Source organism: Paenibacillus sp. JGP012 (genome assembly GCF_014203995.1).
In the GTDB taxonomy this organism is placed as follows: domain Bacteria; phylum Bacillota; class Bacilli; order Paenibacillales; family Paenibacillaceae; genus Paenibacillus; species Paenibacillus silvae.
In genome coordinates this window covers 297,173-317,787 of the sequence record NZ_JACHKG010000002.1, presented here as the reverse complement: position 1 = coordinate 317,787, position 20,615 = coordinate 297,173, and the positions used below count along the sequence as shown (strand labels likewise).

Genomic DNA, 20,615 nt, shown 5'->3' with positions numbered 1-20,615 from the left:
TTTATATCACTTATCCAGTTCCCTTTTGCAAAATGACCAGATCTTTTCCTTCCCGTCTGTAGCTGCTCAATGCCTAAGAGCCATACTTGGCCGAGCATTGAGCAGCATCCGTGTATATTCATGCTGCGGATGATCAAACAATTGGTACACGTCTGCCTGCTCGATGATGCGTCCCTTCTGCATGACAGCTACTTCATCTGCCATCTGGGAGATGACGCCTAGATCGTGCGAGATGAGCAGAATAGACGTGCCGTGCTCCTTGCGAAGCCGATCCAGTTCCTTCAGCACATTCAATTGATTCACGACATCCAGTGCTGTGGTGGGCTCGTCGGCAATCACCAAAGCCGGGCGCAGACACATGGAGATGGCAATCATCACCCGCTGCAGCTGACCGCCGCTGAGCTGGAACGGATATCGTTTCATCAGCTTCACCGGATCAGGCAGATTCATATCAGCCAGCGCAGCAATAGCTTGTTCCCGCGCCTCCGCTTTGGACAGCTTCGTATGGGTTCGCAGCGTTTCAATAAACTGCGAACCGATCGTATACACAGGGGTAAAAGCATTCATCGGATTCTGCATAATAAATCCGATATCCTTGCCCCGGATGTGCCGCATCTGCTCATCGGACAAAGTGTCAAGCTCCCGTCCGTTCAGACGAACACTGCCGGATACTTGCATCCTGCGCGGATGAAGCAAACGCAGCAGCGCGTTACATGTCACCGTTTTGCCGCAGCCGCTCTCGCCAACAAGGCCAAAGACCTGACCTTTTTTTAAAGTCAACTGAACAGGGTCCAGTAACGGGACCGATCCCTTTGCTGTCTTGAGCTTGACCTGCAGATCACGAACTTCAAGTACAACCTCCGCCTCGTCCATCGTCACGTTCCCCCTTGTTCAGCTTATCTTCTCTTTGCTAACCAGCCCTTGCTTATATCAGAACTTGCACCTTCTTTGTTCACCTTGGACCAGCCGAACCCTTACTTTCTGGAAACGCCGTAACGGTCGGACAATGCCTCTCCCAAAATGTTAAACGCCATTACAACGAGCAGGATGGCCGCACCCGGATAGATCATCAGTTCCGGATGACTGCGAATATAGCTTGTACCTTCGTGTATCATGGCCCCCCACTCCGCATTTGGCGGCTGAATACCAAGTCCCAGGAAGGACAGTGCCGAGATATCCATAATCGCCCAGCCCATCTCCAGTGTACCCATGACCACGATGGGGCGCTGCACATTCGGAATGATATGTTTGCGAATAATAGTCCAGGTGGAGGACCCGCTGATTCGAGCCGCTGCAATAAAATTCCGTTCCTTCAGGCTGACGACCATGTTGCGGCAAATGCGTGCATAATGCACCCACTGCACCATCATGAGCGCCAGCAGGATCTGCATCAGACCCGGGCCGAAAATTCCCACGATGCCCAGCACCAGCACCAGCTGTGGAAATGCCAGTATGCCTTCACACAGACGCATCAGCACATTGTCAATCCAGCCGCCCAGATAACCGGAGATCGATCCAACGATAAGCCCGATAACCAAAGACGACAGGAAGATCATCGTTGCAAATCCAAGGGAAATCCGCGCTCCATAGAGAAGTCTGGAGAGATTATCCCTTCCCAGATGATCTGTGCCGAGCCAGTGCTCTGCCGACGGATCATTCAGCTTCTGCAGCAGATTGACCTTCACAGGATCATGCGGCGCAATCCATGGAGCCAATAATGCAAGGAGGAAAAAAAGTATGATAATCGCAGAGCAAATCCAGATCATTTTCCGCCCTCGAAACATTGTACGCCATCGGTTCATCAATGCTCTGCCCGTCCTTTCGCTGAAATCCGCGGGTCCATATACAGCTGTACCAGATCAACGATCAGATTACATACGATGAACAGACATGCCGAAATAAAGACATAACATTGGATCACGGGAATATCCCGGTTAAAGATCGCTTCCACAAAATAACGTCCGAAGCCCGGCCACGAAAAAACCTGTTCTACGATAATCGTTCCTGTTAACAGCCTGCCCATGGTCATGCCCATTCCTGTAATAAATGGAGTGATTGCAATTTTGAGCACATGCTTCAGCATGATTACTCGTTCACGTATACCGCGTGTTCTTGCGTACTGCACGTATGCTTCCTGCAATTGTTCCAGAACACTGGTCCGCAGCATACGGGTATAGAGGGCAATCATTACCATGGAAAGCGTTAATGTAGGCAGCACCAGATTCTCCCAAGAGCCTCGCCCTTCGACGGGCAGCCAGTCCAGTTTGACTGCAAAAAAGAAAATAAGCAGATATCCGAGCCAGAACTGCGGAATAGACGCTCCAACATAGGAGATGATCCGGCTGACCATGTCAATCCAGCTATTTTTGTATACCGCCGCCAGAATCCCCAAAGGGATACTCACCAGTGTAGAGAACAGAATGCTCCACAAGGCCAGCTCTGCCGTAGCCGGAAACTTATCCTTGACCTCATCGATAACGGGTTTATTCGTGAGATACGAGGTACCAAAATCCAGCTGGGCTATTCTCTTCAACGTATCCACATACTGAGTGAGCAGAGGCTGATCCAGACCAAATTCATGCCGCTTCTCTGCCAGCAGCTCTGGCGTTGGATAGATATGAGCTGCTGTCAGATATGCCTCGGCCGGATCAACCGGTGAAATATGAATCAGCCCGAAAGTGACAAGTGTAGCAATAAAAACGATAGGAATGATCGCGATCATTCGTTTACCAATATAGCCGATCACCAAACTTCCTCCCCTTTTACCATGCCACACAAGCTCTTGCTGCCTGATGTGTTACGTGTTCATTACATTCTTCAAGATTATGATTTTACGGATTGCTTAACTGCATGCCTACAAATGGATTCTCATCCCGATTCGCCGGGAATACAAATTTAGCAATTTTCTTCTGATATACGGCTGTTTTCTTAATATAAGAAATCGGTACGATAGCCGATTGCTCCTGCAACGTCGTCAGAATGGATGTATACAGTTCCTGACGTTTTTTCTCATCAGTCGAGGACAGTGCGGCATGCACCTCTTCATCCAGTTCCTTTTTCATCGGCAAAGCGCTCAGTGTCTCGGAAATCCCGAACCCGGGGCTTGCCACAACGTTAATGAAGGAATGCGGATCGTACGGTGCCCCGTAATTGTACCAGAAGTACAGGTCAAAATCATTGGCCTTCAGACGTTTGATCTGCACTGTCAATTCAAGCCCGGTAAGGTTTACTTTAACGCCCAGCTCGCTCCATTCGGCCTGAATGGTTTCGCCCATCGCTTTTTGAATCGGATCGGTTTTATCGAAAATCAGTTCAAATTCCAGCTTCTGACCATCCTTCTCACGCACGGTTCCGCCTGCCGGCAGCTTCCAGCCTGCTTCGTCCAGCAACGCTTTGGATTGCTCCACGTTATATTCGATCGGTTTCAGGTCCACATTGGTATATGGATAGTTTTTGGACAACGCTGTATCGGCCGGTTCTTCCAGACCCAGCGTGACGCCTTCCACCATCGCTTTTTTGTTAAAGCCCTGTTGAAGCGCCTTCCGCACTCTTACATCAGACAGCTTCGGATTGGAAGAGTTGAGCAGCAGATCACGTGTACCTACAGGATCAGACAGCTCGCTTACATATTTATCGTTGTCACGAAGCTGCTGGAATGCATCCAGACTGATTACACCTTCACCGTAAATCAAATCCAGATCGCCCTTTTCAAAAGCAAGCACCCGTGTCTCTGCATCAGGAATGATTTTCACGGTAATCTGATCAAACGCTGGTGCCGTTCCCCAGTAATTCGGGTTGCGTTTGAAAACAGCATACTCGTCCTGCTTATAATCAGCCAGCATCCACGGGCCCGTACCTACCGGCTCTTTTATGCCTTTGGACGTATCACCATCATCCGGGAATCCAGCCGCGCCGAGGAAACGGAACGGACGAACAACGGACAAATCCTGAAGTACAGGGTAATAGGGCTCCGTAAGTGTCATGCGGAACGTATGATCATCCACCACCTCGGTTTTATCCAGCACACCGACAATCCCAAGCCAGCTGTGTGTTTTTTTATTTTTCATTACAGCATCAAAATTCTTTTTCACAATTTCCGCATTAAACGGTGTGCCGTCGGAAAATTTCACCCCTTGGCGCAGCTTGAATGTATATACTTTGCCGTCATCCGAGATGGTCCATGACTCAGCCAGTGCCGGCTCCAGCTTACCATCCTTCTGATAACTGACCAGCGGCTCGTAGATCATGGATTGAGCAAACAATTGGGACGGATTGTACGTATGCGGATTCATCGTACCGATATCCCGCGGCCATGACATCGTAATCGACTTGGCTGATGCCGCCTGATCTCCAGATGCGGAGGATGATGCCGAACCGCTCTCTTTATTACTGCAACCCACGATAAATAACAGCAGCAGCAGCAGTGCTGCCACCATCATCAGGGTAGAACGTTTGCGTTGTTGGACTGACATGGACATAAACCCCTTTTCTCTCATTCTTCACTTGGCTATAACAATCGTGATAATGATTCTCATATTCATTAAGAATATGAATCTGCCTGCCTTTTGTCAACAAAAATCGACATAGTATGTATGCCCATTAAATAGCAAAAAAAGCCCGTCCTCCGAGGATTCTCCTGGGAGGCGGGCTTTCCGTGAGAATATAAGCATATTTCCTGCATATATCCTCTGCATTTCAAATCCATACGCTATCTATCTTTCCTATTGCAGAAGCTCATTATCGTTTGCCGTTCTCGCGGTCTCCGGCGATCACTTCATCCGTCTCTTTAACGTAATTGACGATCTCTTCAACCGTTGTGTAGGCTACACCGACATAGGTATCGGCTGCTCCATAATAGATGGCAATGCGTCCCGTATCGGCATCATGCAGAGCTGCGCAAGGGAAAACAACGTTATCCACGAAGCCCTGTTCCTCGTACCATTTCTCCGGCGTCAGCACGAAGTTGGATGAACGGTATTTTACTTTGGAAGGCTCATCGAGATCCAGAATGACCGCACCCATGCTGTAGACAAAACCGTTGCACGTCCCGGTGACACCGTGGTAGAACATCAGCCAGCCCTCGGATGTCTCGATCGGAGCGGGTCCACCGCCAATTTTGACGGATTGCCACCAGCCTTGACCGCCTTTGCTCATCACATGACGATGCTTGCCCCAATACACCAGATCCGGGCTTTCGCTCAGGAAAATGTCTCCGAACGGGGTATGTCCGCTATCGCTTGGTCTGGACAGCATCACATAGTTATCGTTGATTTTGCGTGGAAACAATACGCCATTGCGGTTGAAGGGCAGCATCGGATTTTCAAGACGGACAAATGTTTGGAAATCCTCGGTCTTTGCCAGGCCCAGTGCGGCACCGTAAAAATCGGTACACCAGATGATGTAATAGGTATCCTCCAATTTGACCAGACGCGGATCGTATGCATAGTTCGGCATAAACGGTTCGCCTTGTTCATCTACGAAAGCGATGCGTTCTTCTTCAATCGTCCAGGACAATCCGTCTTCACTGGAGCCCATGTGCAGATGCGGACGGCCATTGACCGTCTCGGCGCGGAAAACACCGATGAATTTCCCCTCGTAAGGGACGACTGCACTGTTAAAAATGCGAGCAACGCCCTTCACCGGGTTGCGTGGAATGACCGGGTTAGCCGAGTGTCTCCACACCGGACCTTCCGTTCCTTCCGGCTTATCCTCCCAAGGTATATTGGGCAAGGCCTCCCCAACGATGTGTACCTTTTTCGTTTCTGCAACAGTCATATCTCATTTCCCCTTTAACAGTGATGTTCACTTCACTTCTTTATTTATTGAATGATTTCACGAGTTTATTTCACGGAGCCTTGTGCGAAGCCGTTATAGATGTATTTCTGAAGCAGCAGGAAGATAATCATGGTTGGAATAATGGCAATCATAATTCCGGCGCTAATGACCTCCCACTGTGATCCGAAGGGACCCTTGAACTTGAACAGGGCAGTGGATATTACCTGTAGATCAGTCTTGGGCATATAAAGGAAAGGCGTGTAGAAGTCGTTGTAGATGTTTACACCTTTGACGATAATGACTGTAACAATCGCCGGTTTCAGCAAAGGCAATATAATTTTCCAGTAGATCGTGAAATACGAAGCACCGTCCAGCATGGCCGATTCGTCAAGCGCACTGGAGATCGAACCGAGAAATTGCAGGAAAATGTACACCGCGATAATATCGGTCCCCAGATACATGACGATGGCTGCCCATCGTGTGTTGAACAGATCGAGTGCGTTAATAATCTGGAAGGTGGCCACTTGTGTCGTTACGCTCGGAATCAGGGTCGCCAGCAAGAAAGCGGCAACCATCATTTTTTTGCCTTTGAACTTGAAGCGATCCAGTACATAGGCAATCATGGAACCTGTTAACGTTGCACCCACGATGGATATAATCAGAATAATAATGGTGTTTTTGAAACCGACGAGCATGTTGCCATCCACAAATGCCTTGGCATAGTTCGCAAAATTAAGCCAGTTCGCTGGTGGAGCAAGCGGACTGCTTGTGGCATATTCAGCATTGGTCTTCAGAGACGCGAACAGGATCACCACAATAGGCAAAAGTGCAATGAACGCCGCCAGAATCAGAGAAGCGTATTTAATTACGCTTGCGATGGTATATTTGAATTGGTTCACGCTCATTCCTCTCCTTTCATGCTGACACGCTGCACAAGCGTCACAAGAATAACGATCAGGAGCAGCACAACAGCCATCGCTGATGCGAGTCCCAGTTTGCCGTATTTAAATGCGAGGTGAACCGTCTGAATGACAAAGGTCATACTGCCGTTGGAACCGTCCGTCATAATATATGGAATATCGAACGCACTGATGGCGCCGCTTATAGCCAGGATCAGGTTGAGCTGCAGAATGCGGGTAATGCTCGGCAGAATAATATGCCGGAATTGCTGCCAGCGGTTGGCGCCGTCAATATCGGAAGCTTCGTATACATCCTTAGGAATGGAAGAAATCGCACCGAGGAAAATGATGAAGTTAAAGCCCATGTATCTCCAAACCGATGCGCCCGCGAGGGATACGTTAATAATATTGGGGTTTCCGAGCCAAAGCTGGGTATACCGGCCGAGTCCAATCGCCTGCATCAGTGTATCAAGCGTACCGTCTGGTTTGAAGAAAAAGAGGAAAATAAACCCGATAGCTACGCCATTCAGCAGGTAAGGAAAAAACAGAATGCCTTTGAAGAAATTTTTGCCCCGGATTTTGAAGCTCAGGATCGTGGCAAAATAGAGGGCCAGGCCCATCTGCACAAAGGTGGCAACGAAATAATACAAGCTGACGATGAACACCTTGAAGTATTCCGGATCACTGAAAATCCGCGTGTAATTCTCAAATCCGACATAATCGAACCTTTTGCTGTATCCGTTCCAATCGGTAAAGCTGTATTTGAACATGTTAATGACAGGCAAATATGCAAACGTAAATAGCAGTGCCAGCGGAATAATCGAGAAGGCACAGATAATAAATATGCGTTGTGCTGAGTAACTCCAGTTTGAAATGCTCAAGTATTTCATGCTCTCCACACCTCCAAGCGGTTCAACCGCCTTGTGTATAAACGCTCCATATTGGATGCGCGGATGTAACCGCGGGGCGGGCCAAGTGAATACCCATGTTTAACAGGTGTCCTTGCCACAGTTAATTCACTGATTTGCTAATGGTTTAAACACCCTCGAACCTGGCCCTGAAACCCGACAATTACCCGCACCCGCATTACATCTGCTTACATCTGCTGCCTACCTCTGCTGTAAGAGCGCTCGTTTTTTCTATTATTTCGTAACCTCTGCGCGGGCCTTTACCCATTTATCATTAAGGTCTTTCATGATGTCATCGTACGATTCACTCCGATTACCGATCGCTGCTTCAATAATGCGTTTCTTGAAGTCAGGCTGCCAGAGACCAATCTCGCCTTCATTATCGATTTTGTCCATCAAGCCCTCTTGCCCCTCTTTAGCCGGAGTCAAAGTAGAGAAGGTTGCATCCTTGTACTGATCCAGAATGGGCGGCAGCTCTGCGTTCTTGTCTGCACTCATGCCTCCACCCTGCTGAGTAGCATAGTTGGATTTTTCCAGAAACCAGTCGATCCACGCTTTCGCCGCAGGTTTGTTCTCGCTGTTCACATTCATGCCGATGTTATAGTCTGCGGACAGCGGCACGATCACATCGCTGGCATTGGTCGGGAATGGTAAGAAACCAATATTGTCCGGTGTGTCTGTCATGCCTTGAATCTGTGTGATTGCCCATGATCCGAGAGCCATCGTTGCAATTTTGCCATTAGCCAGATCCGCCTTGGAGCTTTCCCAGTCTGTTGTTGTTGGATCTTTCTCGATCAGGCCATTTTTGGCTGCATCATAGAGTACTTTATACAGCTCGTAGTGCGGCTTCCCTGGTACAAAGTTTTCATCCGTATTCGGTTGATCCACGTTGACATAATCTACACTTCCGGCAACCGTTGGCAGGTCTGCCTCCCATTGGGTAAGTGCCCAGCCGGATGCATAGTTCGTATAGAGCGGAATCGCCTTGGTGTTGTCTTTTATCTTCTGAAGTGCTGCCAGGAATTGCTCTGGTGTCTTAGGAAGCTCGGTGATCCCCGCATCTTTGAAGACTTGTTTGTTATAAATGATGCCTGAGAATGTGATGACGGTTGGAATGCCGTACACCTGACCATCCACCATCCGCTCTTCAATGGCGGTGTATTTGTCTTTCAGCTCATCGTACGTGCCAAGCGGCTCGAAAAAGTCCGGGATATCGGCGATGGGAACACTTGTTGGAATCATAAGTACGTCGCCATAGTCTTTGGTGCTCATTCGAATTTTCACTTGACCCTCATAATCAGCCAAAGCCTGAAAATTTACTTTAACGTCTGGATACTCCTTGTTGAACTCGGCCGCGTATTCTTTGAATACGGTATCAACAATATCTGTACGTTGCGTCAACACGGTAATTTCTCCCTTGATATCCGCCGGGTCTGTGCTAATCTCTTCGCCCGCCTGCGAAGACCCGCCTCCCGATGAACACGCAGCAAGCAGCGAAGTGATGAGCAGCATCGTCAGCAGCAGGATCCAGCCTTTATTTTTTCTCATTTGTTCCGACCCCTTTCTTGATCACGTTAAGTTATCGTTAAGGTTACGAGTTAGATTTTATTATGGTAGCGCTTACCTGTCAATTGAATTATTTTTTAGTTTCAAAAACCAGTTGAAGATATCCTTCGTTGACATGATAGTTTCATAGAATTATTATTTATTAATAAAGTTAACGATAACCTAAATTCAATCTGAACAATGGATTTTTATTTTGCACGGCTGAAGGAGCGCTCTGAATGACACAAAAGATGGATCAGCTTCAATCGGAAATTGCGGAGCATTGGAAAACAAAAATTTTGCCGTTCTGGTCCAGTCTGAAGGACGAAGACCATGGCGGATTCTATGGCTGGGTGGGCAATGATCTGCAGATCGATCGTCAGGCATCCAAAGGCGGAATTGCCACAGCAAGGCAGCTCTGGTCTTTTGCCGCAGCCTACCGGGTGACCGGTAAGGAAATCTGGCGGGAGCATGCTGAACATGCCTATCGTTTTCTCGCCGATCACGTCATGGACAGAGAACATGGCGGGATGTACTGGATGGTGGATAACCACGGTGAACCGCTGGATACAAGCAAACATGTATATACGCAGGCATTTGGTGTGTATGCGCTCAGCGAGTACTACCGCGCAACCCGTGATACTTCTGCACTGGAGCTTGCGAAAACGCTTTTTGGACTGATCGAGGATAAAGGCCTTAACGCAGCACTGCCCGCTTACAAAGAGCAATTTGATCGGCACTGGATTGAACAGCCTAATGAAATGCTGAGCGAAAACGGAGTTATTGCGGATTATACGATGAATACGCACATCCATGTACTCGAAGCCTACACCACCCTGTACAGGGTGTGGCCGGACCCGCAAGTGAAGGCAGCACTTGAACGCCTGCTCGGGATTCTGTATGAACGGGTATATGACAAAAACACGAAGTTCCTCGGAGTTTTTTTCAACAAAAAGTGGGAGTCCATTATTGATCTGCGCTCGTTTGGACATGACATTGAAGCCAGCTGGCTGATCGATGATGCACTCCATGTGCTCGGGCTTGAACATCACCCGCAATATGCCGCCATGGTCACAGATATTGCCTACAACATCATGAACGTGGCCGTACAGGCGGATGGTTCACTGATGAATGAACAGGAAGGCAACCATGTGGATACTACGCGCATCTGGTGGGTACAGGCGGAAGCCATGGTTGGTTTCTACAACGCCTATCAGCGCACAGGTGATGCCATGTTTCTGGAGAGGGTCAAACGGCTGTGGAGTTATACGCAGGATTACATCGTTGATCCCCGTGCAGGCGGTGAATGGCACTGGGCTGTCGATGAAAATGGTATGCCTGAGCAGCACGAAATAGCCGGTCCGTGGAAATGTCCGTACCATAACAGCCGGTTTTGCATTGAACTTATGGAGAGGATGGGATAAGCATGATACACCCCAAATACCAATCGTTACTCGAACAGCAGGAGCAGCTTTTGTCACGGAAAAATGAGGTGCTTTCTTCCTTCTACAACGGCGTATACCAGCGTTACCGTTATCTGATCATTACATGCCATCACGTGCCTATGCACTGGAGGTTCGATCTGAACCAAACCACGAATCCATATTTCATGGAGCGTCTGGGCATTAACGCAGCACTCAACCCCGGGGCCATCTGTTGCAGAAGCAACTGACCTGACATCAGATTACTGTACCAGGATTCCGGAGACTTTATAATATAGCGAAGCGCCCCGGAATGGCTTTATTCCCATTGGGTTAAGATGTATACTAAAATGGATTGTTATTATGCTGAAAGAAAGCTCTCATCATAATGCCATCACATTGTACTTAAATCGGCTTGAAGGAGGCGACCAAAGCTGAAAAATAATATCACCATGCGGGATATCGCCGACAGGCTCGGGGTCAGCAGTGTGACCGTCTCGAAAGCGTTAAATGACAAAGAAGGCGTCAGTGGCGAATTAAAGGAAAAGATTAAACAACTTGCCGTCCAGATGGGTTATCGCTATAACGCTACAGCCCGTTCAATGAAGGAAGGCTTAACCCATAATGTTGGCGTAATTATCCCGGAACGATTCACGGGGCCAACCCAGTCGTTCTATGTACGTGTGTTTCAGCGCATCACCAAGCATCTCGAGGATCAAGGATACTATGGTATCCTGCATATACTGAATAGTGAGGACGAAGAGGAGCTGGCACTGCCCAAGCTCTACAGTGACAGCAAAGTCGATGGTTTCATTGTCCTTGGACAGATAAGCAAGGCTTATATTGAACTTGTGCAATCCATGGACGTTCCGAAGATGTTTCTCGACTTCTACGATGAGCATGCGGATATTGACTCTGTCGTAACCGACAACTTCTACGCCGCATATGAACTGACAAACTATCTGATTCAGCAGGGGCACCGCAGCATCGCTTATGTGGGCAATCTGTATTCCACCAGCAGCATTCAGGACCGTTTCCTCGGATATTACAAGTCCTTGCTGGAACACCGGATGCCGATGAATCCTGATCTTGTGCTTAATGATCGGGATGATCGGGGAACATTTATCGAGATTGATCTGCCGGAGCAGCTGCCAACGGCATTTGTCTGCAACTGTGACCAAGTCGCTCATCTTCTTGTCCAGAAGCTGACTTCAATGGGGATTCATGTGCCGACTCAGTGCTCGGTTGTCGGATTCGACAACGATATTTATGCCATGCTGTCCGAACCCAAGCTTACCACGGTTGAAGTAGATATCGAACAGATGGCTCGTACAGCGGTTCAGTCCATGCTCAAAAAGATTGATAACCCCAGCCGCAGCTTCGGCCGTGTCCATGTAAAGGGCAACATCATCTATCGTGATTCGGTGAGTGTGGCGCCCGGGTCCAAATCTCAAGTGATGACTTAACGAAACCCTAATAAACTTACATTTTGATGGTGAGGAGCATGAAGCCGCCCGGAATCAGACTTAGGGGCAAGGCAGCATGCATAGAGCAAGTACAATTGAAAGCGAGCGATCCCGGATCATGCTGCGGGGTCGCTCGCTTTTTCGTCTATTTTGTCTTTTGTTCGTACTGTATTGCCCAATTAATAGCTCGTCTTCAGCCAGTTCTCCTTGGACCAGGACAGCTTTCCTGCACCCGCACCATTGGAAGCAGTCAGGCGTGCATTCAGTGTAGATGGATCATCCAGCTGATAGCTGTAAGGAAGTGTGGAGAAGCCGTTCCACGAAAACGGTTTGATTGAAGCCGGAACAGGAGCCAGTGGGCTTCCCGCCGTATCACTGCTGCCGCGGAAGGAGCTTCCATCCAGCGAGTAGATCGTATCTGCTACGCTGATTTTACCTGTGTACGTGGCATTGGTCGGATCCGTCTGATTGTTGCGCACCGGGTACTGCACATCCTTGATCACCGATTTTTCAACCAGCACAGCACCACTTTCAGTGGAAATAGCCCCGTTGCTGGTAATTCCGAATTTGTAACCTTTGGACGCAATAGCCGCTGCCATAGCACTTGTAATACGCGCTTGAGCTGCACGGGCATCTGTGGCATCCATGATGATGTTGTAGGCATGTGCATTGCCGCCCCGCAATCGCGGCATCCGGTCCTGAATGTCTTTATAGACATTATGGTGCAACGTGATGGAGAGATTAGCGTTAGCCGACTCCAGACTGGTCGCACCGACGAGATGCCCTTTTTTCTGCGGTCCAGCGATGGCAATAATATCTTCTTTGCTTAAACCGACCGCACTGCTGCGCAGGTAGTTGTACATTGGGTAGGAAGCCTTGTTTGCTTCCATGTCATTAATCTGGCGGGTAACCCAGCTGTTCGAGCTGCCGTCATCCCCTTTGAAGGTGGACCAAGAGATGGTCACGCCGCTGGTTCCTTTTTTCGAATCCACAAGTCCGTCGTAGGCTTTATTAAAGGTGCAGTGGTCAATCCATATGCCGCTGCTTTCCTCAAGTGTAATGTAATCCCAATCGTTTTTGTCATAGTCTCCTTTGGTGGACTCATCCCACTCCCACAGCTCATCGAACTCCAGATTGCGAATGATGACGTTGGAGCTGCGTTTTACGGAAATGGCAGCGTGTTTGATTTTGGACCCGTTCGCGGAGAAAATGGTCAGGCCATTGAAGCCGTCCACCGTAATTTTGCTGACACCCGTCTGCTTCAATACAGGATGTGTCAGCGCATCGTTATGCTTGGCAAAAGGTGAGGTCTGCGCCGCACTTGGAATCTCGTTCCATCCCAGATTGAGGTCATTCATAATTTCGACGACTTTGACACCGGAGTTCTTTTTTAAAGCCAGCGCCAGGTCGGTTGCATTATACACTTTTTTGTACACAGCCGTGTTGGATTCACTGATCATGCCTCCACCCGTATTGCCTTGAGAAAAGCCGGTCAGATTATAATCTGCATTGCCCGCTGCCTGCACACCTGCAGGTGCGGATAATAAGGCGAATCCCAGTGTAAGGGCCAGAGCCGTGCTGCACAAGCTTCGTACTGTTCTTTTCATCGAATGCATTCCTCCTGATAGGTTAATGTTGTTTTTTTCCTGCCTGTCCCTCTGCGGCATATCATGTCGCAAGTGACATATTCACAATGTAAATGTTGGAAGCGATTACAACAATAATCCTGACATCACATCTGTGCATGAACGCGGGAAAGGTAGAGATTTGTGCCCTAAGCAACCTGGTATCGACCGAAGTTAACTTGTAACTTAGCAAGAAGAAATTTAGCATATACAACTTTTTCGGAATATAATCTCAACTTGATACCTAAACTGTTTAATATTCTGAGAGTATTATTTAAAAGAAGATATCTGTTACATTGTATAATTCACATAATCAATGATAAAATATATAAAAATCCAGCATCTATTTATGAAAATATACATTTTTTTATAAATAAGATTAAAAAAATAATAACCAAATTATAAAAATATATAATAAGGGGTGATTTTATGAGACATATTTATAAGATATATCATGAGAAAAGCAATTCAGAATTAAAAGAGGTATATCAGCAGAGATTTAACTATGATTCAACCGTACAATTAGGGCTACACATCAAACCTATGAGTCAACCTAACAAATATGAACTTTACTATGTTCCTACTAATCAATTATTGAACCTTATTAGTGATATCCATTCCATCTCTAATGAGTTTCAGAAAACTTTTGAGAAGATACCTAAGGTTGCTCAAAACCAATTTATCAATGAATGTTTAGTGGAAGAACTTTATAACACTAACGATTTAGAAGGCATTAGAAGCAGCAGAGAGGAAATTGCAAGGAGTACAAGAGAAATTCAGTTGAAAGTAAACACAAAAAAAAGGTTCGAAAGCATGATCAAATCTTACATGGGCCTCTTAAGCAATGAGATCAAATTCCCAAGAACCCCAGAAGATATAAGAATGATATACGATGACATAACCAATGGAGAAATTGATCCGAAAGAATTACCAGATGGAGATATTTTCAGAAAAGAAACAACTTTTGTCCAAAAAAAATCTGGAAGCGGAAAAATTATTCATCAAGGTATAACACCTGAAAAAGATGTTATTACAGCTATAGAACAACTAATAAACTTCATGAACAATCAAAAGGAAATACCCTTGATGATTAGAGTAGCAATAGGTCATTATTTCTATGGCTATGTCCATCCTTTTTACGATGGTAACGGTAGAACTTCACGTTTTATTAGCAGTTTATATTTATCGGATGTTCTAGGGGAGATATGCACACTTTCTCTTTCGAGAGGATGCAACACCTATAGAACAAAATATCTTGAAGCTTTTGAAATTACAAACAGCATTCGAAGCTGTGGAGAAATGAATTTCTTCATTGAGTGTTTTTTAGAGATTATCCTCAGCACACTTAATCAAATGCATGGAGAATTAAAAGAGAAAAATCAACTACTCAATCTAGCAAACGATAAATTACTAGAAGAACCCCTTCTGAAAGAAAAAGATCTTTTATTTAGAAATACGATGTTTGTTCTTGCGCAAAATCATTTCTTTGACTCGGGAAGTGGTCTAACGATTAAAGACTTGGCAGAAATCTCGGGAAAATCCGAGCTTACTATGAGAAAAATAATCAGTAAGCTTCTAGAGCTCACTCTTATTGAAAAGCGGGGAGAACGACCAGCATACTATAATATCCGTTCAAAATATTTTGAAGAGTAACAATTAAAGTGAAAAGAGCAGGACAGCATATAATGCAGACCTGCTCCATTTTACTTTTTAATCGACCGTGTCCAGAAGCCGCCATGGAACTGCTTCGGCTCGACAGTAATGACAAATGCCTTTGGATCAAGCGCGAGAATGGTCTGGTAGAGCAGCTTCTGGTTTTTGCGTTTCGCCAAAATTTCCATCACCAGACGATCCCCGTCTCTTCCGCTGCCTACCCATGCAGTAACGCCGTACCCTTTGTCCCGTAATGCATTGGCGACATGGCCATCCATCTGATTGCAGATTACTTTGACGGTAACATATCCGAGTGCAATCTTCTCCTCAATCCACGCGCCCAGCAGCACCCCGAGTCCATATCCTACTGCGTAAACAATGAGCGCCTCCGGTTGTTTCAAATAGTTAAGCACGAGATTCAGGCCAAGCACGTAGATCACAATCTCCCCCATGCTAATCAGGGCGGCGATGTATTTCTGGCCTTTCAGCGTCAGAATCATGCGAAGCGTGTAGGCCGATACATATACAATCTGAATCAGAAAAATAAATAACAATATTTTAAGCAAGGTGCATCCCTCTTTCCTGGCCTTTTACGGGAACATCAGGCCCTTTGTTACATGCTGCATGGCGAGCTTTTATTTAGACCTGTTATGGAACGATGTTTATTGGAAAACGTTACTAATCGCTCAGGCAATGGTCTCTATCACCATCATTGGACGTTATGTCGTCTTTTTAAACGGTCTGATCTGAATTTTCAGACCACTGTCCGAACTGACGAAAGCCGGAACTGCCATTATAGAATTGTTTGTAAGGATGTTCAACCCGGCTCAGGTCCCAGGGGCGTATAAGAAGCAGCTTGAATATGCTGTACATAACTACATCCAATATGCGAAAAACGATGAGAATAAAGAATGTTGAGCTATGTTGTTTCAGGAGAACATGTCGTGCCAATGCTCGTCTTTGCAGGAGATAAGCAGAAGATCAGTATGTGTAGTGCGTTGTTGACCGGAGGATCACCTAAAGGAGGCGGTTACCTTGCAGATATGGCGGGAAATGGAGCGGGAGGACATGGAGGAGCTTGTCTTTTGCTACGATCCCTCCAGTGGACTCAGAGCAATTATCGCTATTCACAACACAGCCCTTGGCCCGGCTTTGGGAGGATGCCGCTGCTGGAGCTACACATCCGAAGAGGAAGCCATTCGTGACGCAATTAAGCTGGCCAAAGGCATGACCTACAAAAATGCGATGGCAGGTCTGCCCTACGGCGGCGGTAAAGCAGTCATCTGGGACATAGCAGAAGCTTCGGGAAAGATACAGGCTGGAAGTGGAACAAGTGATCAGGATGATGAGCAGGATCAGGCGGGTGTTGGGATGAATCTACCGGATGAGGGCGGACTCGGGAGGCATGATCAGGGAGCTCATCCGGGCGTTGGGGCGAATCTACCGGATGAGGGCAGGCATTCGGGGAATGCGATGGATGTGCGGGCGCTGCGCTTCCGCGCACTGGGTCGCTGTCTGGAGCGACTGAACGGACGCTTCGTGACAGGTCTGGATCTGGGCACCACGGCGTCAGACATGGACCAGATCCGGGTAGAGACGGCATATGTGACGGATACTACGGGCTCGCTTGGCGCAAAAGATGACTTCACCGCCGACATGACCGCCTATGGCGTGTACATCGGCATTGTCACTTCACTGTGCCATCAGGGCGCAGCCGCTCTGCAGGGCATCTCTGTTGCCGTCCAGGGACTGGGCAAGGTCGGGTATGCCCTGTGCCGTTACCTGCACGCAGCCGGGGCACGGCTGATCGTGGCAGACGTTGTACCGGAACGTGTACAACGTGCCCTTGTGCAGTTCAGCGGCGCCATTTCGGCCGATCCGGCCCGTATTCACGCCGCTGACTGCAAGGTGTTCGCCCCCTGTGCCTTGGGGGGCGTAATAACCCCGGCGACAGCGGAGGAGCTTCGCTGCTCCATTGTCGCCGGGGCGGCGAACAACCAGCTGCACGGTGGACAGCTGGTTGCTCGCCGCATGCAGGCGCGCGGCATCCTGTACGCGCCTGACTATGTGCTGAACGCAGGCGGCATTATTAGCACCGCCTGCGAACTGCAAGGCGCAGGGCCTGACCTGATCCGCCAGAAGGTGGCGGGGATTGCAGGCACGCTCGGCAAGGTATACGCAGAAGCCGCGCGTTCTGGCATCTCCACCCTGGAGGCAGCAGACCGACTGGCTGAAGCCATTCTGAGCACAGGCCAGGCCACCCAGTAAAAGCCAAGTCAAAGCATTTTCAAATCCTATCGCACCACAGTTGAAGCCCCCCAGCTACGGATCACATAAGCGAATACCAGAGGTTAGTGAAAATGCTATTGTGCCGTGCAATATGAGAAATGATTGCTCCCGACCGAATTGTTACTGTATCGCTTCATACACTATAACATTCTCAGGGTAAATTATTAGGCTGATCGGCATTCTAACGAATCCTAGAAGCCTTATTTCGCCCCAAATAGGCTCTTTGAAATTCTAACGATTCGAGGAGACGCTATTTCAGTAAATTAGCCCGTTTTCGCCCTGTTTCAGTCGAGTTTGGGCCAAATAGCGTCGCTGTGAATCGTTAGATTTTAAAAACCCACAAAACTAGACAAATAAGCTCTCTCCGAATCGTTAGCGCATCGGGCAACTGACTGCTCATCATGCACCTACCCAGCGGCGCTTTACTCTTATTACTTGACTTCATATACTTCACTCGACTTCAATCCGCTCGGTCACTTAACTATTCACTTTGCTTAAACCTTCCAGTCCAAAACAATCCATCAACCGCTTCGCCTTATAGTCCGCATCCTCATAAGACAAGCCATATAATTCTCCGATAAACGTCAAATACTCCGCCGGAGTTAACTGTTCGTACAGTTCTGCCACCTCTGGCACATAACCGATTCTCCGCTTATACTCCACATCACCATCTGCGATATTTCTCCCAAAAATACGGACTTCACCAATATATCCCTCAACGAGCCCGAGCAAAATTTTAACGGTGGTACTCTTGCCTGCACCATTCGGCCCGATATAACCAATCATTTCTCCACGTTTGACTTCCAGATCGATGCCATTAAGAACGTAACGCCCGTTATATCTCATACGCAAGCCTTCAATAGACAACACATGCTGTTCAGTCACTTTATCCTCCAACCCCTATCTCTTTCTTCATGTTATAGTAAAGCCTGAGCTTCTGGTGTAGCTTTCTTGCAGAAAATTTTCAAACGAAAGCTCCGCTTTTTCAGTTTTGTCTGTTCGTTAATGTTTAAAAAAACAGTTCAACTTAGCTTATATTGATTTCAATAATAAAACTATTTTACCACTTTTCGGATCAACGGATGGGAATTATGCAAATCATTCGACTGTTGCTCCTCAAACAACAAAGATGATGCTCCTTTTATGTAAGGATACTATCAATAAACAAAAAGCTCTCCCTGACCTTATGGCAGTAGAGAGCTCATGAGCTCATTCTTCATACTGATGAATGAATACATAAATAGTTTCAAGATGCACATGAGGATGATAAAGTGCAGCTTACTGCACCTTCACGATCTGAAATTGCTGATTGGTTCCTCCGTTATCCGACCACTGAATAGCTGCTGCTCCATCTGCCAGAGACTGATCCGAGATGTCGAGTACTTTGCCTGTGCTTCGGTTCTTCAGCTTGTAATAACCGCCGCCAACATGCACAAGCTGCCAGTGCTGGCTTTCCCAGCCGCCATCGCTCCATTGCTCAATGACAGCTCCATCCACGGTGGAGCCATTTTCTACTCCGATCAGTTTGCCGCTGGAGCGGTTCATTATTTTGACGTAACCTCCGCCTGCATCCGTAATCTGCCACTGCTGACTTGTTAATCCGCCGTCTGCCCGCTGCTCCAGGTCAGCTCCGTTGGCTGCGGAACCTCCAATGACGCTCAGCAGCTTATTGCTTTTCCGGCTGATCATCTGATAGGATGCGCTCGGGTCCCATACATCAGGCCCGTTCATACCAGTCACGACCCCGGTTGCCGTATCCATGGTGATGGTGCTGGACCAGTTCATCGCGAGACTTGTTGTACTTGGGAAGGAGAGCGGAAGCCACACATATTTGGAATCTTGTACAGGGCCGCTCCATGCTCCCGCCCAGCGATCTCCCATATAAAGATAGGATGTTGTCTGCGAACCCTCCACTGGAACAACATAAGCAGATTGTGATCCATACGTTGTACTGTCTCCAAAATTACTGAGACCGCTCCAGGTTCCTGTTATACTGGAAGCTGTCGCATATTTAGCCTGATTCGGGCTCCATCCGGTTGCACCTGAAGTGATTAGGAAATAAACTCCGTTCCGCTTGAACAGAGCCGGCGCTTCGCGATACTGTCCCGGCCACAATGTGGTCACAAGAGATTCCACACCCAAAAAATCTGGTGTCAGCTTATAGATGTTCAGGTCGGCATTCACACGTGTCGCCGAAATCAGATAAGCGGTGCCATTGTCGTTATACACGGTCATATCTCTGGAATCATATCCGAGCGGGCGAAAACTGCCTACATAAGTGTAATTGCCGTCTACCGTGCTGGATGTAGCGACCGCCACTTTAGCTTCCCCGTAATCAACACCATTCTCTTTGTGCATCCAAAGGACATACTTTCCTGTTGTACTGTTATAGATAACTTTAGGACGTTCAATGTTGGAAAGGTTCAACTCGGATGCGGAACTGCTGGTAAGCACATCGTTGCGATACTCCCAGTTTTTCAGGTCTGATGAACGATAGACGGATACAGCCTTGAATGTACCATTCCCATTGCGATTCTCACCGAACCAGTAATAATATCCGTTTGCCTTGATCATGCCTCCCCCATGGGCATGAATCACATTTCCATTCGTATCCTTGAACTGCACACCATTGGTTACTTGTACTGGAGCTGCCGATACATCAGAAACCTGGGCAAATAACATGCCTAATGATTGCAGCACGAGTACCAATGCAAGGATATAACACCATAGCCGGGTCAAACGACGTATATCTTTATTCTTTGGTTGATGGCTGTAAACATCCATATAAGATACACCTCCCAATATATAAAGCGCTTACAAAAAAAGAAAAATGATCACATAACTTCTTACGCTCCCTTTGCCTCCAATCATGATGCGATTCAGCCTGTGCACAATAGTACTGTAGTATTCTTCAAATATCACCTCCATAGTTCCAATTGTATCCAAACGCTCTTGGCGCGCATAGTGAACAATTCGCCGATTGATGTACAATCCATCCTTTTAATATAGATGCACTGAAAAAAAGCACTTCATA

The 20,615-nt window shown here is 47.5% G+C and carries 15 protein-coding genes and 2 pseudogenes; 5 read left to right on the top strand and 12 right to left on the bottom strand.

The genetic code is table 11. The features are described from left to right. Positions 1-66: 66 nt before the first annotated feature. The 8 genes from HNR77_RS03845 to HNR77_RS03810 all read right to left on the bottom strand — a co-directional run bounded on the left by HNR77_RS03845 (position 67) and on the right by HNR77_RS03810 (position 9,130). Positions 67-873: an ABC transporter ATP-binding protein gene (locus tag HNR77_RS03845; RefSeq protein ID WP_184180912.1), complete on the bottom strand. Its 807-nt coding sequence runs from the start codon at positions 871-873 to the stop codon at positions 67-69. Between the two features lie 101 nt (positions 874-974). After that, the gene (gene nikC, locus HNR77_RS03840; RefSeq protein ID WP_397366137.1) at positions 975-1,802 is read right to left on the bottom strand and encodes a nickel ABC transporter permease subunit NikC; all 828 of its coding nucleotides are present in this window, start codon (positions 1,800-1,802) and stop codon (positions 975-977) included. Then, on the bottom strand, positions 1,802-2,746 hold the full coding sequence (gene nikB, locus HNR77_RS03835; protein WP_184180908.1) for a nickel ABC transporter permease subunit NikB: 945 nt from the start codon (positions 2,744-2,746) through the stop codon (positions 1,802-1,804). Before nikB ends, nikC begins: the two co-directional genes overlap by 1 nt. 85 nt (positions 2,747-2,831) lie before the next feature. Next, the gene (gene nikA / locus HNR77_RS03830) at positions 2,832-4,472 is read right to left on the bottom strand and encodes a nickel ABC transporter substrate-binding protein (RefSeq protein WP_184180907.1); all 1,641 of its coding nucleotides are present in this window, start codon (positions 4,470-4,472) and stop codon (positions 2,832-2,834) included. A 265-nt stretch (positions 4,473-4,737) separates the two neighbouring features. Continuing rightward, positions 4,738-5,775, bottom strand: coding sequence for a glycoside hydrolase family 130 protein (locus HNR77_RS03825; RefSeq protein ID WP_184180905.1), 1,038 nt, complete (start codon positions 5,773-5,775; stop codon positions 4,738-4,740). A gap of 65 nt (positions 5,776-5,840) precedes the next feature. Then, positions 5,841-6,680 carry a carbohydrate ABC transporter permease gene (locus HNR77_RS03820; protein WP_184180903.1) on the bottom strand — a complete coding sequence of 280 codons (840 nt, stop codon included), beginning with the start codon at positions 6,678-6,680 and terminating at the stop codon, positions 5,841-5,843. Further along, positions 6,677-7,564, bottom strand: a complete 888-nt coding sequence (locus HNR77_RS03815; protein WP_184180901.1) for a carbohydrate ABC transporter permease — start codon at positions 7,562-7,564, stop codon at positions 6,677-6,679. The genes HNR77_RS03820 and HNR77_RS03815 overlap by 4 nt, the downstream gene beginning before the upstream one ends. Before the next feature lie 252 nt (positions 7,565-7,816). Beyond that, the gene (locus HNR77_RS03810) at positions 7,817-9,130 is read right to left on the bottom strand and encodes an ABC transporter substrate-binding protein (protein WP_184180900.1); all 1,314 of its coding nucleotides are present in this window, start codon (positions 9,128-9,130) and stop codon (positions 7,817-7,819) included. A gap of 248 nt (positions 9,131-9,378) precedes the next feature. On the opposite strand from HNR77_RS03810, the gene HNR77_RS03805 reads away from it, so the two are divergent. From HNR77_RS03805 to HNR77_RS03795, 3 genes and pseudogenes are all read left to right on the top strand, one after another. Continuing rightward, a complete protein-coding gene (locus HNR77_RS03805) occupies positions 9,379-10,551 on the top strand; it encodes an AGE family epimerase/isomerase (RefSeq protein WP_184181290.1) in 1,173 nt (390 codons plus the stop codon). A gap of 2 nt (positions 10,552-10,553) precedes the next feature. Next, a pseudogene (locus tag HNR77_RS03800) lies at positions 10,554-10,781 on the top strand (glycosidase); the annotation flags it as partial. 219 nt (positions 10,782-11,000) lie between these two features. Continuing rightward, positions 11,001-12,014 carry a LacI family DNA-binding transcriptional regulator gene (locus tag HNR77_RS03795; protein ID WP_145404725.1) on the top strand — a complete coding sequence of 338 codons (1,014 nt, stop codon included), beginning with the start codon at positions 11,001-11,003 and terminating at the stop codon, positions 12,012-12,014. 179 nt (positions 12,015-12,193) lie between these two features. On the opposite strand, the gene HNR77_RS03790 is transcribed toward HNR77_RS03795, so the two are convergent. Next, positions 12,194-13,621, bottom strand: coding sequence for a pectate lyase family protein (locus HNR77_RS03790; RefSeq protein WP_184180898.1), 1,428 nt, complete (start codon positions 13,619-13,621; stop codon positions 12,194-12,196). A 447-nt stretch (positions 13,622-14,068) separates the two neighbouring features. Here HNR77_RS03790 and HNR77_RS03785 point away from each other — a divergent pair, with 447 nt between their 5' ends. After that, on the top strand, positions 14,069-15,292 hold the full coding sequence (locus tag HNR77_RS03785; protein WP_184180896.1) for a Fic family protein: 1,224 nt from the start codon (positions 14,069-14,071) through the stop codon (positions 15,290-15,292). A 50-nt stretch (positions 15,293-15,342) separates the two neighbouring features. Here HNR77_RS03785 and HNR77_RS03780 read toward each other — a convergent pair whose 3' ends face one another. Next, the gene (locus HNR77_RS03780; protein WP_184180894.1) at positions 15,343-15,858 is read right to left on the bottom strand and encodes a DUF2179 domain-containing protein; all 516 of its coding nucleotides are present in this window, start codon (positions 15,856-15,858) and stop codon (positions 15,343-15,345) included. A gap of 487 nt (positions 15,859-16,345) precedes the next feature. Between HNR77_RS03780 and HNR77_RS30570 the strand changes: the two genes are divergently transcribed. Beyond that, positions 16,346-17,560, top strand: a complete 1,215-nt coding sequence (locus HNR77_RS30570) for a Leu/Phe/Val dehydrogenase (protein WP_397366134.1) — start codon at positions 16,346-16,348, stop codon at positions 17,558-17,560. A gap of 522 nt (positions 17,561-18,082) precedes the next feature. Here the strand turns inward: HNR77_RS30570 and HNR77_RS03770 are convergent. Then, positions 18,083-18,466 (bottom strand): annotated as a pseudogene (locus HNR77_RS03770) (ATP-binding cassette domain-containing protein); the annotation flags it as partial. 393 nt (positions 18,467-18,859) lie between these two features. After that, complete coding sequence (locus tag HNR77_RS03765) at positions 18,860-20,365, bottom strand: RICIN domain-containing protein (protein ID WP_221443676.1); 1,506 nt, start codon at positions 20,363-20,365, stop codon at positions 18,860-18,862. Between the last annotated feature and the right edge of the window lie 250 nt (positions 20,366-20,615).

Bases quoted from the DNA above. Each gene is read 5' to 3' on its own strand.
- HNR77_RS03795 (WP_145404725.1), top strand. From the start codon at position 11,001: ATGCGGGATATCGCCGACAGGCTCGGGGTCAGCAGTGTGACCGTCTCG.
- HNR77_RS03810 (WP_184180900.1), bottom strand. From the start codon at position 9,130: ATGAGAAAAAATAAAGGCTGGATCCTGCTGCTGACGATGCTGCTCATC.
- nikC (WP_397366137.1), bottom strand. From the start codon at position 1,802: ATGAACCGATGGCGTACAATGTTTCGAGGGCGGAAAATGATCTGGATT.
- HNR77_RS03785 (WP_184180896.1), top strand. From the start codon at position 14,069: ATGAGACATATTTATAAGATATATCATGAGAAAAGCAATTCAGAATTA.
- nikA (WP_184180907.1), bottom strand. From the start codon at position 4,472: ATGTCAGTCCAACAACGCAAACGTTCTACCCTGATGATGGTGGCAGCA.
- HNR77_RS03805 (WP_184181290.1), top strand. From the start codon at position 9,379: ATGGATCAGCTTCAATCGGAAATTGCGGAGCATTGGAAAACAAAAATT.
- HNR77_RS03765 (WP_221443676.1), bottom strand. From the start codon at position 20,365: ATGGATGTTTACAGCCATCAACCAAAGAATAAAGATATACGTCGTTTG.
- HNR77_RS03845 (WP_184180912.1), bottom strand. From the start codon at position 873: ATGGACGAGGCGGAGGTTGTACTTGAAGTTCGTGATCTGCAGGTCAAG.
- HNR77_RS30570 (WP_397366134.1), top strand. From the start codon at position 16,346: ATGGAGCGGGAGGACATGGAGGAGCTTGTCTTTTGCTACGATCCCTCC.
- HNR77_RS03815 (WP_184180901.1), bottom strand. From the start codon at position 7,564: ATGAAATACTTGAGCATTTCAAACTGGAGTTACTCAGCACAACGCATA.
- HNR77_RS03790 (WP_184180898.1), bottom strand. From the start codon at position 13,621: ATGAAAAGAACAGTACGAAGCTTGTGCAGCACGGCTCTGGCCCTTACA.
- HNR77_RS03820 (WP_184180903.1), bottom strand. From the start codon at position 6,680: ATGAGCGTGAACCAATTCAAATATACCATCGCAAGCGTAATTAAATAC.
- HNR77_RS03825 (WP_184180905.1), bottom strand. From the start codon at position 5,775: ATGACTGTTGCAGAAACGAAAAAGGTACACATCGTTGGGGAGGCCTTG.